Raw genomic sequence first — 15,085 nt, forward strand, 5'->3', positions numbered from 1 at the left:
TCAAAGTCCTCTCTCGCATGTGATTATAAGTCAACCCACTACAGTTGACAAAGAGCCTTTTTTATTTACCAAAATTATGTCTGTTGAAACGAACTTCAAAAATAATTCCTTTTGGTTTGTTATCTTTAACCTGAATATCACCCTTCAAAGCATCAACAATTTGCTTCGCTAGAGACAAACCCAAACCAAATCCCCCTTGTTGGCGCGTCCTTGCCTTGTCGACACGGTAAAAGCGATCAAAAATCTTCTGCTTATCGGCATCACTAACACCAGGTCCGTTATCAGCAATAGTTAAAATAGTTTGGCGTTCTGTTGTTTTAATGGTAAATTCAATAACGCCATCATCACCAGTGTACTTAATGGCATTATCAAATAAAATAGTCATTAGTTGTTTCAAAAGAGTCTTATCTGATTTTATCGGACGATTAGCTAAATTGTGTGCAGTGAACTTTTTATTATTTTCGTGAGCAATCATCTGATAATTTTCAAAAATCTCATTAAAGGTTGATGGATGAATTTCTTCCAATTCAACTTTCAAACCATCATCACGTCTAGCAAGATTTAAAAGATTTGTTGTCAGAATACGCATATTTCGCACTTCATCAAGACTTGCAGCAATACTTTCGCTATTATCTAAAATTGTTGCATCTGGACGTCTAAACAAACTTTCAAGACGATTTTGCAAAACAGCAAGCGGCGTTCTCAACTCATGACTGGCATTCTCAACAAAGCGTTTCTGTTTTTCATAACTTTCAAGAATCGGTTTACGAGTCCAGTTTGCAAGATAAATACTCGCTAAAATTGAAATAATCCAAAAGATAACCATAACTGTAATAGTAATTGTCACATATCTTTCATTTGCCTCGTCAAGCTGACGAACACTAATTAGAAAGGTTGCGTATTGAATTGTTGGATAATCACTGCTATAAACTCTGACAGTCAAGACGTGATACTTTTCAGTTTGACCGAAAATCGTAGTCATCTTCTCTTCGCTTATTTCACCGATTTTATCATCATTAACGCTCGTCGTTAGTGAGCCAAATTGAATAAAGGCATCTAAAGCATTAACTATTTTACCGTTGCAATCATACAAAAGGACACTAACATTACTCAATCCACCATTTGAACTCGGTTTATTTTTCCCAGATTGATTAATCGTATTATCGGATTGAATCGAGTCACTTCTCTCCATCGTTCTCGTAACATAATCACTAGCATTATTAGCAGCGTTTTGTAATGTCGTGTCGACAGAAGAATATAAACCATATCGGATGATTTGCAGGATAATAATTGTCATAATAATGAAAATCCCTGTAAACACAGCAAAAAAAAGGAAAAAGTGTGAGAAAGTCCCCGTAGATAATTTTTTCTTTATATTATTCAGCATCTTTCAATATGTAACCTACACTACGTAGTGTTTGAAGACTATCGGCAAAACTAGTGCCTTTGAGTTTTTTACGAATTTTTGAAACGTATACTTCAACAACTGAAATTGTAGTATCGCTATCAAAGCCCCAAATACGGTCAAAAATTTGTGATTTTGGCAAAATGACATTTTGGTTTTGCAAAAAGTATACTAACAAATCAAACTCTTTACCTAGTAATTCAACTTTTTCACCATTAACAGTTGTTGTATTTGTTGAAGTATCCGCAGTTAATTCATGATATGACAAAGTATTGTTATTAAATTTACCTGAACGTTTTAAAAGAGCTTGAATACGCATCTTAAGCTCTTCAAGATAAAATGGTTTTGTTAGGTAATCATCAGCACCTAATTCGAATCCGTGCCCTTTATCATCAAGACTTTCTTTAGCTGTCATAATCAAAACAGGTGTTGAAACGCATTTTTCACGTAATTCTTTAAGAATTTGGAAACCATCTTTTTCTGGCAACATCAAATCAAGCAAAATAAGGTCATAAACACCACTTTCTGCTTCGTACAAGCCTTCTGCGCCGTCAAAAACCTGCATGACATCCGCAAAATCATCCAAAAAATCAAAAATTGAATTCGACAAGCTCAAATCATCTTCTACTAATAAAATTTTAATCATATATCTGCTCCCTTATTTACTTTATTATATCATGACTTATCTCTTAGGTCTAAGCATTTTACACAATTTATTAATAGAAAAAGGATACCTTAAAGAACTTAAGATATCCTAAAAAAGCGTCTGAGATGACCTCAAATACTTTTAAATTTATATTATTTTACAGCTGCGAGAGCTTCTTCAACTGCGATTTTACTTGTGCTAATCAAATCAATACGAGCAGAGATTTCTTTGATACCCATTGTGATATTGCGGCTGATTGCCATATCATCAAGTTGTGGCTCAAAGAATGCTTTGTATTCCTCAAGACGTTCGACTGTCTTGAATGAATTAGCTGGGTAGATAACAAATTTATCAAAGCTCATGTCACCACCAAGTGCTGCTTTAATCCAATCCCAGTTTTCACGTGCCCAAGTCCAGAATGCTCCTTGAGAGAATGGTTTGTCAAGGAATGGACGATACCAACTCATAGCAAGGTCTTGAGGTTTGACAACATCTTTATTTTTCAACTCAGCTAAGACACATTCAACTGTTGCTTCAGATTTTGTATTTGACAAAGCTGAGGCTAACTGACGTTTGAAGTTTCCATCATTTGTCTTAACGTAAGTATCAAGATAAAGTGAAACTAATTCTTCAGTTTCAGCATGCTTGATTTGGTTTGCTAGAACTGACATGCGGATTGATGCAGGAATTGCTTCAATATTATCCTTGTGTTCATGGAAAATAGCTTCTGCTTTTGTTACTGCATCTTCATTATCAGCATACAACATCAATGAAATTGTATTTTGACGAACCATTTCATCTTCATCAGATTCACCAGCTTTTGGTTCAAATCCAAGACGATCATAGTTCCTTTGCATCAAATGACTAATCAATGCTTTGAATTGAGCTTGTGCTTGGCTGCCTTCTTCTAAGAAAATATCTAAACCATCAACAACTTGTGAAATAGCTTCAGCAACTAAATATGAAGTTTCATCTGCAAGTCTAGTCAACAAAGGTACTAATTCTGCGTATGAAATTTCACCACTTTCAGCTAACAAACGACGTTCTTGAATGACTTGAAGTTTTGAAACAGTATCAAGTTCAGTTAGTTGGTTAAGAACTGTATTTAGCAACTCACCTTTATAATTAGTGATGTAATGTGCTGTGTTTTCAGTATTTAGACGGAAACCACCTTCGTTATCAGCAGCTAATTGACTATAATTTGGAATTTCAAGGCGTGCATCTGTAAGAGTATCTGGCAGACCTTTCCAGTTGCTATTAAGTGGAATTGGCCAAATACGATTTTGGTCTACATTTTCACCGATGAAGAATTGTTTTTGACTAAGAACAAGTGTATCATTAACAACTTCTGCAGTCACAACTGGGTACCCAGGTTGTTCCAACCATGCATCCATAAATGCTGCAACATCTTTTCCAGATGCTTCAGACAATGCATTCCATAAGTCACGACCAATTGTATTTCCGTATTGGTGTTTTTCAAAGTAAATCTTAAGGCCTGCACGGAAATCATCATCACTTAACCAGCGACGAAGCATGTGCATCAAACGGCTACCTTTTGCATACACGATTGCTGGGTCAAATAATGTATTGATTTCATCTGGGTGTTTAACTTCAACATGAACTGATTGAACGCCATCAGTAGCATCACGTTTAAGAGCCAATGGAAGTCCACCAGTTTGGAAATCTTCGAAAATATTCCATGATGGTTCGATGGCATCAACTGAAACGTATTCCATCATATTGGCAAATGATTCATTTAACCATAAATCATCCCACCATTTCATTGTAACCAGGTTACCGAACCATTGGTGAGCCAACTCGTGTGCAACAACAAGTGCTACACTTTGACGGCTTTTAACAGTTGAATTTTCATCAACAAGAAGGTAAACTTCACGGTATGTTACCAAGCCCCAGTTTTCCATAGCTCCAGCTGAAAAGTCTGGAAGAGCCACGTGGTAAGACAATGGAATAGGATATTTAACACCAAAGTATTCTTCATAAAAATCAATAACACGAACAGCAATATCAAGTGAGAAATCAAGAGATTTAAGTGCGTGCGCTTTTGTTGAGAAGACACCAACTTCAGTACCATTTTTAGTTTTTGCTGTTTTTCCTTGCAAATCACCAAGTGCAAAGGCTAGCAAATAAGATGACATACGAGGTGTAGTGTCAAACGTCCAAAGACCAGTTTCTTGACGACGTTCAGCATCAACTTCTGGCATGTTTGAAAGAACGATTTCACCTTCAGTTTGGTCAAATTTGATGCTTAAATCAAAAGTAGCTTTTGCTTCTGGTTCATCAATACATGGAAAAGCTTCACGCGCAAAGTGGCTTTCAAACTGTGTTGAAATAACTTCTTTTTTAACACCATCTACTGTGTAATATGATGGATAAATACCTGTCATATTGTCAGTAATTTTACCAGAGAATTCAAGAACCAATGTCATTGTTCCAGTTTCTGGTAATTCAACGTGAACTGCATCATTAACATTATCAATTGTAAATTCAAGATTTTGATTGTCTAACAAAATTGATGCAATTGTCAAATCCTTTTGGTGGAATGAAATGGCATTATCCAAAGCCTCACCATTAATGGCAACATTTCCTGAAAAAGTTTTATCTTGACGATTGATATCAAGATAAATGTTGTAATTCTCAGGAACAAACTTTTCAATAAAATGTTCTACAGTTTTCATATAACTCCTTTAAAACGTAGAATGAGGTCTTTCCTCATATCATCTAATCTCTAAAAATTTGAATCTGGTGACAGCCTCACATATCAGAGGGCAGTTATTTTATAATAGACATACGAAACTATCAAACTTCATCATTATATCACAAAATATGATATATGTCAGTTTTTAAAAATTAAAAAAGAGAAGGTTTTCCCTTCTCTTAAATATTTTATAATTCAATGATTTTCCCTGTTTTAAGGTAAATAACCCATTCACAAAGGTTACGAGCATAGTCACCAATACGTTCTAAGTAAGTAATGACTTGAAGGTATTCTTTACCAGCAAATACTGTATCAGGTTGTTGTCGAATAGACTCAACAGCCATATTTTGAATTTCTTTAAAGTAGTTATCAATTACTTCATCTGAAGCTGCAACTTCATAGGCACGTTCTTCATCACCTGTTACGTAGACGTCTAGCGCTTCTTCAACCATATTTCGAACGGCTTTACCCATTTTTTTGATTTCTGCTTCTACTTCTGGAAGACGTTCTTCACCTTTAACACGAATAGTTGCTTTCGCGATTGATGCAGCATGGTCGCCCATTCGTTCAACGTCACTTGAAGCTTTTAAAACAGTAATTACAGTACGTAAATCTTGTGATACAGGTTGCTGTAAAGCAATGATTTCAAGAGATTCTTTTTCAAGTTTTGTTTCGAAATTATTAACAATTTCGTCATCCTCAATAACTTCTTTTGCCAGTTCTCGGTCATGACTGATAAAAGCTCTAACAGTTTTATTGATTTGTGACAACACTTCAGTTCCCATTGCATAGAACTGATTATGCAATTTTTCTAAATCATCATCAAACTTTGATCTTAACATAATATCATCTCCCTTTTGAAACTTTTCATCATTATCCAAATTTACCGGTGATGTAGTCTTCGGTTTCTTTGCATTTAGGCTCCATAAACATTTCATGTGTATTACCATATTCAATAAGTTTTCCATCCAAGAAGAATCCTGTACGATCTGAAATACGTGATGCTTGTTGCATTGAACGTGTGACAAGAAGCATTGTGTATTTGTCTTTCAAGCCATAAAGTGTGTCTTCGACTTTACCTGCTGAAATTGGATCGAGTGCTGATGTTGGTTCATCAAGCAAAATAATTTTTGGACTTGTCGCAAGAACACGTGCAACACAGACACGTTGTTGTTGACCACCTGATAAACCTAGTGCAGAATCATGTAAACGGTCTTTAACTTCATCCCAGATTGATGCACCAATTAAAGATTTTTCAACTGCTTCGTCAAGGACTTGCTTGTCTTTAATTCCTTTTAGACGCAACCCGTAAACCACATTTTCATAAATTGACATTGGAAATGGATTAGGTTGTTGAAAAACCATACCAATTTCTTTACGAAGTTCAACAGTGTCAGTACGTGGACTATAAATATTGTGTCCGTTATACACAATCGATCCTGTTAAAGTTACTTCGGGATTCAAATCACCCATACGGTTAATTGAACGCAATAATGTTGATTTTCCTGAGCCAGATGGTCCGATGAGAGCTGTAATTTCATTAGGATAGAAATCCATAGAGACATTATTGAGAGCTTTTTTCTTATTATAGTAAACAGATAGGTCTCTTACTTGTAAAATAGGTTCTGTCATGTCATGCCTTCCTAACCAAAATGTCCTGATACATAGTCGCTAGTTGATTGTAATTTAGCATTTTGGAAGATGTTGTTTGTTTTATCGTATTCAATCAAATCTCCCAAGTAAAAGAACGCTGTGTAATCACTAGCGCGAGCAGCTTGTTGCATGTTGTGAGTCACAATAATGATTGTATAATCTTTTTTCAACTCAAACATTGTATCTTCTAACTGCATTGTCGCAACAGGGTCAAGTGCTGATGCCGGTTCATCCATCAAAAGGATATCAGGTTTAACTGCAATAGCGCGAGCAATACACAAACGTTGCTGCTGACCACCTGATAGCGTAAAAGCAGATTTGTGTAAGTCATCTTTAACTTGATCCCATAGCGCAGCTTGTTTTAAAGAAGTTTCAACAATCTCATCTAAGAATTGTTTATCTTTGACACCTGCACGTTCATAGGCAAATGTAATGTTTTTATAAATTGATTTAGCAAATGGATTTGGTCTTTGGAAAACCATTCCAATGTGCTTACGCATTTCGTACACGTTAATATTTTTAGCATTAACATCGATACCTTCATATAAGATTTGACCTGTTACTTTGGCGATATCGATGGTGTCATTCATACGATTTAGGCTACGAAGAAAAGTTGATTTACCACATCCTGATGGACCGATAAGCGCAGTAATTTTATTTTTTTCAAACTGCATATCAATCCCTTTGATAGCTTCTTTTTGTCCATAATAGACATGAAGGTCTTTTGTAGAAAGTGCTAATTTTTCTTCAGGAAAAGTAATAATATGTCTTTCATTCCAATTATATTTTGTCATCTCTTCTCCTTTATTTTGCTGAAGTCAACTTAGCGTGAAGTTTTTTACCAATGTAGCGAGCTAAAAGGTTGAAAATCAAAATGAAAACTAATAGAACAGCAGCACTACCTTGAGATACTTGAGTTGCATCAGGAATTGTTCCTTCACTATTAACTTTCCAAATGTGAACAGCTAGTGTTTCAGCTTGACGGAAAATTGAAATTGGACTTGTAACACTTAGTGGATTCCAGTTTCCCCAGTCAAGAGCTGGTGCTGACTGACCAGCAGTATAAATAAGTGCAGCTGCTTCACCAAAGATACGACCCGATGCTAGGACGATACCAGTGACAATACTTGGTAGTGCTTCTGGAATAACCACGTGAACAACTGTTTCCCAGCGTGACAAACCAAGAGCGAGTCCAGCTTCACGTTGTGTATGGTGAACATTACGAAGACCATCTTCAACATTACGTGTCATTTGCGGCAAGTTAAATACAGTAAGTGCCAGCGCACCTGAAAGGATTGAAAATCCATATTGGAACTGAACAACGAAGATAAGATAACCAAACAAACCAACAACTACAGATGGTAATGATGAAAGAATCTCAATACAAGTTCTGATAAAGTTTGTAAAGCGTCCTTTTTTCGCATATTCAGATAGATAAATTCCTGCTCCCATTGAAAGTGGAATAGAAATGACTAATGTAATCACCAAGAGAAAGAGGGAATTATACAATTGAATCCCGATACCACCACCAGCTTCATACGATGATGATTTTCCTGTCAAGAATGACCAATTAACATATGGTAATCCATTAACCAAGATGTATAGTAGTAATGATGCCAAAATTGCAACAATGATTCCAGCGATTGTGTAGAGAATTCCTGTTGCCAACTTATCAAATTTCTTAGCGTGCATAGTTTCTCTTTCTTTCTCTTGTAATAAATTTAACGAGCATGTTAAATCCTAGACTCATGATGAGCAAGACTAATGCTAGTGACCAAAGAACATTATTTTGAACAGTTCCCATAACTGTGTTACCAATTCCCATTGTAAGAACTGATGTTAATGTTGCAGCTGGAGTTGTTAGCGAACTTGGCACTACTGCTGAGTTACCAACAACCATTTGAATAGCTAAGGCTTCACCAAAGGCACGCGCCATACCGAAAATGACTGCGGTAAAAATACCAGGTCTTGCGGCGTTTAGAATAACACGCCAAATTGTTTGCCATCGAGTGGCACCCATAGCTAAACTTGCTTCTTTATAATGTCTTGGTACTGCTTTTAAACTATCAATTGTCATGAAAGTTACTGTTGGTAGAATCATAACAAATAGCACGCAGACACCAGATAAAATACCAAAACCAGTTCCACCAAAGATTAAACGAGTGAATGGCACGATAACCTGCAAACCAATGAATCCATAAACAACAGATGGAATACCTGTCAGTAATTCAATGGCTGGTTGTAAAATTTTGGCTCCATATTTTGGAGAAATTTCTGTCATAAATACTGCTGCACCAATAGCAATCGGTGTTGCTATCAAGGCAGACAAAATAGTTACAATAAATGATCCTAAAATCATTGGTAAAGCACCAAATGATCCTGAACTTGGATCCCATTTACTTCCAAATAGGAATGTGATTGGATTAACACCATCAACAAAGAAAGTGGATAATCCTTTTTGAGCAACGAAAATTAAAATCATTGCTACAATAAAAACAATAAGTACCAAACAAAAGAATGTAATGCTTTTTCCAAATTTCTCAAGACGAGAATTCTTCGAAGGCGTCGTTAACTGTTTTTCAAGATCTTGATTTCTCATAGCATCTCCCTTATTTCGTTGTAACTGTGCCATCAGCTGTTTTTGTAACACGCATATCATTAACTGAAATATAGCCCATGTGTTCAACAATACCTTTTTGCACTTTGTCACTCATAACAAAATCCAAAAATTCTTTAGTCAAGCCAGTTGCTTTGCCCTTTGTGTACATATGTTCGTACGCCCAAAGTGGCCAGTTATTTGTTGTGACATTTTCAGCTGTCGGTTTGTACCCGTTTAAACGAATTGTTTTAACAGAAGTATCAACGTAAGCAAAAGCAAGATAAGAAATAGCTCCTGGTGTTTGCGAAACAATTGACTTGACCATACCATTTGAATCCTGTTCTTGACTTTGGACAGCTGAATCACCTTTCATGATGATGCTATCAAATGTCGCACGCGAACCTGAACTTGCAGCACGGTTAATGATTGAAATAGCTAAATCTGGTCCTCCAACTTCTTTCCAATTGGTAATTTTACCAGTAAAAATCTGGTGAAGTTGGTCTGTTGTTAAATTATTAACTGAGACTTTCTTATTAACAATCACAGCAAGCCCTGCTACCGCTACTTGATGATCAACTAGCTTATCAGCATCAATTCCTTCTTTTTCCTCAGCGAAAACATCGCTATTACCAATTTGTACAGCCCCTGATTGAACTTGTGAGAGACCTGTACCAGATCCACCACCTTGAACATTGACTGTTTTCCCAACATTTGTCGAACCAAATTCATCCGCGGCAGCTTCAACCAAAGGTTGTAAAGCTGTCGATCCGACACTAGTAATCGACTGACCTTTGTCAATCCAGCTTGCACAGCCAGATAGAGCAAAAGTAACTGAAGTAACTAGCAATAAAAAGCTAATAATTTTCTTTTTTTTCATTTGCGATTCCTACTTCTTTTGAAAATAAAGAGTAAATTCTATGAAGTATTAAAAATACCTCACAAGGAAATAGTAACACATCACAGAAACCTTGAAAAGTGTGTGCAAGGTAAAAATTGTACCTGTAACAGTTTACGGATTAAAGCGAAGACCCTTTGGAAAATAATTTTTCAGACTATTTCCAGTAATTTTTGCAAAACCTATTCCATTGCCATTTACAGAAATTAAATACCAACCATTTTTTAGTTGATCAGTTAAATTTATGACATTTCCAGTGACATAAACCTTGAACTGTTCTATATCAATTTCTACAGACTGTACTACTTCTTTTGGAGAAAGTGCCAAGCCTAAAGCAAACGATGGTTCAAAACGATTTTTCTTAAATGTTCCAAGATGGAGTCCATTTCGAGCAATTTTTAGTTTTTTAAGATCTGGCAGACCTTCTGGCAATAAATACAAATTATCACCAAAAGTTTGCAAAAGTCCTTTCAATTCGACCTTAATATGATCTTTTGCAAAATCTTGCCACAATGTCAATTGATCTTTTGTCAAATTAGATTTAACTGGCTTAACTTTGGAATGAGAAGGTTCTCGTGTATCACGCAATTTAGCAACGAACTGACCCTCGCCTTTAAAACAATGAGGATACATACGAGCAACTTCTGGCATCTCAATTCCTTCGGCCATCCCATTGATTTTTTCGATAGGAACAAGTTCTAAGTTATCATAGGTTGACAATAACCATTTAACAACACCTTCATTTTCTTCTGGCGACCAAGTACAAGTTGAATAAACTAGTGTTCCACCGGGCGCTAGCATTTTCATGGCTTCTTCCAAAATTTCTTTTTGAAGACTCGCACATTCTGCTGGGTAACCTTCATGCCAATACTGAGTTGCTTGAGGGTCCTTACGGAACATTCCTTCTCCAGAACATGGGCCATCAAAAACAATCAAATCAAAGTATTCTTTGAAAACTTTAGCTAACTTATCAGAACTTTCATTAGTTACTACAACATTTCTAGCACCAAATCGTTCAATATTTTCAACCAAAATTTTACTACGTTTGCTTGAAATTTCATTGCTGACAAGCACCCCAGTGTTATTCATATAACTAAGAAGGTGGGTTGATTTTCCACCAGGCGCTGCTGCTAAATCAAGTACTCGCATGTTTTCTTTTGGTGATGCAACTTGGGCAACCATCTGTGCAGCTGGTTCTTGAGAATAAACAAGACCCGAAACGTGCTCAGCTGATTTTCCAGAAACTTTTCCATAGTATCCCCAAGGAGTATTTGGAATCGGGGAGTCAAATTCTTGCTGAGCATTTTTTAGAGGATTTACTCGAAATCCAGAGACCGCTTCTTCATCAAATGTAGCAAAGAAATCATCTGCTTCTTGACCAAGAAGATTACGATATTTTTCAATAAACTTATCAGGTAATTTCATACTTCTATAATAACAATTTCACATATGATTTACAACTTTCAACTAATCTTAAAAACTCTAAATAAAAGAAAAAAGTAGCCATTAAAAGCTACTTCTTTATCTCGTTATCACTAATTTCTCTGAGCCCCTTTAATAACAAAGTTATCTCATCGTCACGAACTCTTCTGATCCCGTTGGGTGGATGGCTACTGTACTATCAAAATCCTCTTTTGTTGCCCCCATTTTTATGGCGACTGCGAATCCTTGAATCATTTCATCAACACCGTATCCAATACCATGAAGTCCGATGATTTTTTCTTCCTTACCAAGGGTCACTAATTTCATCTTACTTGGTTGACGATGAGCTCCCAAAGCTGTGTACATCGGAGTAAAGCTTGAACGGTAGACTTTTACGTTATCAGCGCCATACTTTTCAATAGCTTTTTCTTCCGAAAAGCCAATAGAACCTATTGCTGGGTGACTGAAAATAACTGTTGGAACATTATGATAATCTATCTTTGCATCAGGTTTGTTGTTAAATAGTCTTTCAGACAATTGACGTCCAGCTTTAACAGCAACTGGAGTTAATTCCAATTTACCATTGACATCTCCCAAAGCATAAATGCCTTCAACCGTAGTATTTTCGTATGCGTCTGTTTCAATAAAACCATCGTCTGTTAATGCAACACCTGTCTTTTCAAGTCCGAAACCAGAAATATTAGCTTTTCGCCCAATTGCCCAAATAATGGCATCGACTGTGTATGACTCACCATTTTCTAAAAACAATGTAAGTGAATCATCATCGTTTTTAATAACTTCTTTTGGAACAGAGTGAGTATGCAGATTTGGCCCATCTTCAGACATCACATCAACAAGAACATCTACAATTTCTTTATCAAACTTACGAAGTGGGCGGTCTTTTCGAACAAATAAGTCTGTCTGTGAACCAAGAGTATGTAAAACTCCAGCAAGTTCAACGGCAATATAACCCGCTCCAACAACAGCAGTGCGTTTTGGAATTTCATTCAGTTCAAAAAAGCCATCCGAAACCATGCCATACTCAGCACCTGGAATATTCGGATAGATGGCCTGACCACCAGTTGCAATTAAGATATGCGGAGCTGTGTAATATTGTCCTGCTGCCTCAACAGTGTGTGCATCAACAAAACGAGCATACTCGTAAACACGTTCGACGCCATTACTATCAAATCCACGTTCATAAGAAGCATGAATCCGATTAATATAATTTTGACGATTTTCTTTCAATTTATTAAAATCAAACGTTGTATTTTCGATTTGAAAACCATACTCTTCAGCGTACCTATTCAGAGTTTCTGAAACCTGAGCGCCATACCACATTACTTTTTTAGGGACACAACCTAGATTTACGCAAGTACCACCAACTTGTCTTGCTTCAAAAAGAATGACTTTTGCGCCATGTATCGCAGCTCGATTTGCTGAAGCGATACCGCCAGAACCGCCACCAATCACAATATAATCGTATTGTTTTATTTCCATAAAATCCCCGAATCTATTTTTTAATAAAATCCAAAATTTCTTCCTCTGATAATGAAGAATCACAAACTACTTTAACTCTGCCACCTTTAGCCACTAAAAGGCCTGGCACTGTAGCGACATTATAAGTAGAGCGAAGATTATCTAATTCAGGTGAAATTTCATCACTGTTAATGTAATAAACATCAAGTTTATTCTCTTTAGCAACCTGAGTTAATTTTGGCTCAAAACGTCGACAATAAGGACATGTAGGGCGCCCAATAAATAGAATAAATTCTTCAGCGTTTTGTAATTGATTTTCTGCTTTAACTACGTTTATTGGTGTAAAAAAATCTGCAAATGTAGTCATATAATTCTCCTAATTATTTGCGAATAAATTCACTATCGATATCAGTATCATCTGACACATAACGTTCCACCGTCATATGCAAATCATACTTGTCACGAAGTTTTGCTAGAATTGCCATCATAGGTGAAACATGGTGAACGTCGATAGCTTCTTGATTTTCCCAACTATCAATTAAAAGAACTGTCTCAGGGTCTTTGGCGGGAATAAAGTAGTCATATCTTAGGTTCCCTTTTTCTGCACGAATAGCATCTGCTGTCCCTGAATTTTCCATCTCTTCCATGAATTTTCTAGCATTTCCATTAACACCTTTATAGTATAAATTAACTGTAATTGACATTTTAATCCCTCTTTCTTTTTTTACTATTTTATTAAATTTTAAAAACAGTTTCAAATAATCAGCACGCAAAAAAGCTAGCAAGACATGCTAGCTTTTTACCTTTTATCATTAACCTAAGGCGACATCCATCACCATCATAATCACAAAACCGACCATTAAGCCAAGTGTGGCAACATCAGTATTTCCATTAGTTTGTGATTCTGGAATTAGCTCTTCAACAACAACGAAAATCATCGCACCAGCTGCGTAAGCAAGGGCATAGGGAATAATCTGCAACATGACGATGACAAGAGCTGAGCCAAGGACAGCTCCAATAGGTTCAACAATTGCTGACATAGAACCAAGGAAAAATGCTCGTTTTCGAGAGCTACCATCCGCACGAATTGGAATTGATAAGGCTGCTCCTTCAGGGATATTCTGAAGACCAATCCCAATAGCAAGACCAATTGCTCCTACAAGCGCAGCAGTTGTCATATTTCCAGAAGCCAGTGCACCAAAAGTAACCCCTACTGCTAATCCTTCCGGAAAATTATGAATAGTTATTGCTAACAAGAGCAAAGCAGTTTTAGACAATTTCTTTTTAGGGTGAAGCCCTTCTGCCTCTGAAACATCCTTTCCAAGATGTAGGTGAGGAACAACCGCATCAATCAAGCGAAGACTAAATCCTCCAAGAAGAAAGCCAACAGCCGCTGGAATCCATGCGTAACTTCCGTAATCAGCTTTGGCATAGGCAAGTGCAGGGTCAAGCAAAGACCAAAATGATGCAGCAATCATAACTCCAGCTGCAAATCCCATCATCACATCAAGTAATTTACGACTTACTTTGGTAAAGAAAAAAACTACTGCAGAACCAAGAATCGTACAGCCCCATGTAAATAGGCCAGCTAATAAGGCTAAAAAGACAACATTCTGCGTCAATAGCCAATTTATCATAAAAATTTCCTCTTCAATCTACATAATATTTGTCACTTAAACGTTTTCTTAAATTAAACCTATTTTACCACAGAAATAAAAGAAAAACCTAGTAAAACTGAACTGCACCCCAAAAGTTAGACAAAAAATCTAACGATTGGGGTGCTTTTTGTATGAAATTAACTTACGAAGATAAACTAGAAATCTATCAACTCAGAAAACAAGGTATGTCTTTGCCTCAGCTGGATCAAACCTATGATGTCAATCCTAGAAATCTACGTTACATGGTTAAGCTTATGGACCGATATGGCGTAGAGATTGTTAAAAAAAGCAAAAATAGGTACTATTCCCCTGAACTAAAGCAAGAAATTATCAATCAAGTCCTTTTTGAAGCTCACTCTCAAATATCAGTATCTCTTGAATATGCTCTTCCTAACATAGGAACACTTTCCAATTGGCTAGCGCAATACAAGAAAAATGGGTATACTATTGTTGAGAAAACAAGAGGGAGACCAAGTAAGATGGAACGTCAGCCGAAAAAGACTTCAAGCAATGTTACTAGAGATTCTATCCTTACCTCGTTCGAGTTATTATTACCACATCAAACAACTTAAACAAGTAGACAAAAACAAGGTTCTTAAAGCTAAAATCAGG

General features: G+C 36.4%; 14 protein-coding genes and 1 pseudogene. 1 reads left to right on the plus strand and 14 read right to left on the minus strand.

The features are described from left to right. Window positions 1-61: 61 nt before the first annotated feature. The 14 genes from HMPREF0819_RS02385 to HMPREF0819_RS02450 all read right to left on the minus strand — a co-directional run bounded on the left by HMPREF0819_RS02385 (window position 62) and on the right by HMPREF0819_RS02450 (window position 14,452). Window positions 62-1,387: a sensor histidine kinase gene (locus HMPREF0819_RS02385; protein ID WP_004231784.1), complete on the minus strand. Its 1,326-nt coding sequence runs from the start codon at window positions 1,385-1,387 to the stop codon at window positions 62-64. Further along, the gene (locus HMPREF0819_RS02390; protein ID WP_004231785.1) at window positions 1,377-2,051 is read right to left on the minus strand and encodes a response regulator transcription factor; all 675 of its coding nucleotides are present in this window, start codon (window positions 2,049-2,051) and stop codon (window positions 1,377-1,379) included. Before HMPREF0819_RS02390 ends, HMPREF0819_RS02385 begins: the two co-directional genes overlap by 11 nt. 152 nt (window positions 2,052-2,203) lie before the next feature. Further along, on the minus strand, window positions 2,204-4,747 hold the full coding sequence (locus HMPREF0819_RS02395; protein ID WP_004231787.1) for a M1 family metallopeptidase: 2,544 nt from the start codon (window positions 4,745-4,747) through the stop codon (window positions 2,204-2,206). A 208-nt stretch (window positions 4,748-4,955) separates the two neighbouring features. Next, entirely contained in the window at window positions 4,956-5,609 is a 654-nt protein-coding gene (phoU, locus tag HMPREF0819_RS02400) for a phosphate signaling complex protein PhoU (RefSeq protein WP_044023277.1), read from the minus strand. A gap of 31 nt (window positions 5,610-5,640) precedes the next feature. Next, window positions 5,641-6,399 carry a phosphate ABC transporter ATP-binding protein PstB gene (gene pstB / locus HMPREF0819_RS02405; protein WP_004231792.1) on the minus strand — a complete coding sequence of 253 codons (759 nt, stop codon included), beginning with the start codon at window positions 6,397-6,399 and terminating at the stop codon, window positions 5,641-5,643. An 11-nt stretch (window positions 6,400-6,410) separates the two neighbouring features. Then, window positions 6,411-7,214: a phosphate ABC transporter ATP-binding protein PstB gene (gene pstB, locus HMPREF0819_RS02410; protein ID WP_004231794.1), complete on the minus strand. Its 804-nt coding sequence runs from the start codon at window positions 7,212-7,214 to the stop codon at window positions 6,411-6,413. Window positions 7,215-7,224: 10 nt separating this feature from the next. Then, window positions 7,225-8,112: a phosphate ABC transporter permease PstA gene (pstA, locus tag HMPREF0819_RS02415; RefSeq protein WP_004231795.1), complete on the minus strand. Its 888-nt coding sequence runs from the start codon at window positions 8,110-8,112 to the stop codon at window positions 7,225-7,227. After that, window positions 8,102-9,019, minus strand: a complete 918-nt coding sequence (gene pstC, locus HMPREF0819_RS02420; protein WP_044023278.1) for a phosphate ABC transporter permease subunit PstC — start codon at window positions 9,017-9,019, stop codon at window positions 8,102-8,104. The genes pstA and pstC overlap by 11 nt, the downstream gene beginning before the upstream one ends. A gap of 10 nt (window positions 9,020-9,029) precedes the next feature. Then, window positions 9,030-9,896, minus strand: a complete 867-nt coding sequence (locus HMPREF0819_RS02425; RefSeq protein ID WP_004231799.1) for a phosphate ABC transporter substrate-binding protein PstS — start codon at window positions 9,894-9,896, stop codon at window positions 9,030-9,032. Between the two features lie 132 nt (window positions 9,897-10,028). Next, window positions 10,029-11,339, minus strand: a complete 1,311-nt coding sequence (locus HMPREF0819_RS02430; RefSeq protein WP_004231801.1) for an RsmB/NOP family class I SAM-dependent RNA methyltransferase — start codon at window positions 11,337-11,339, stop codon at window positions 10,029-10,031. Window positions 11,340-11,480: 141 nt separating this feature from the next. Continuing rightward, window positions 11,481-12,836, minus strand: a complete 1,356-nt coding sequence (gene gorA / locus HMPREF0819_RS02435) for a glutathione-disulfide reductase (RefSeq protein WP_004231804.1) — start codon at window positions 12,834-12,836, stop codon at window positions 11,481-11,483. 13 nt (window positions 12,837-12,849) lie between these two features. Further along, entirely contained in the window at window positions 12,850-13,182 is a 333-nt protein-coding gene (locus tag HMPREF0819_RS02440; RefSeq protein ID WP_004231806.1) for a DUF6568 family protein, read from the minus strand. A gap of 13 nt (window positions 13,183-13,195) precedes the next feature. After that, window positions 13,196-13,519 (minus strand): putative quinol monooxygenase, encoded by a 324-nt coding sequence (locus HMPREF0819_RS02445; RefSeq protein ID WP_044023279.1) that lies wholly within the window; start codon window positions 13,517-13,519, stop codon window positions 13,196-13,198. A gap of 108 nt (window positions 13,520-13,627) precedes the next feature. Further along, complete coding sequence (locus HMPREF0819_RS02450; protein ID WP_004231813.1) at window positions 13,628-14,452, minus strand: ZIP family metal transporter; 825 nt, start codon at window positions 14,450-14,452, stop codon at window positions 13,628-13,630. Window positions 14,453-14,604: 152 nt separating this feature from the next. On the opposite strand from HMPREF0819_RS02450, the pseudogene HMPREF0819_RS08895 reads away from it, so the two are divergent. Further along, a pseudogene (locus HMPREF0819_RS08895) lies at window positions 14,605-15,085 on the plus strand (IS3 family transposase); the annotation flags it as partial.

The organism is Streptococcus equinus ATCC 9812 (genome assembly GCF_000187265.1).
GTDB classification, from domain to species: domain Bacteria; phylum Bacillota; class Bacilli; order Lactobacillales; family Streptococcaceae; genus Streptococcus; species Streptococcus equinus.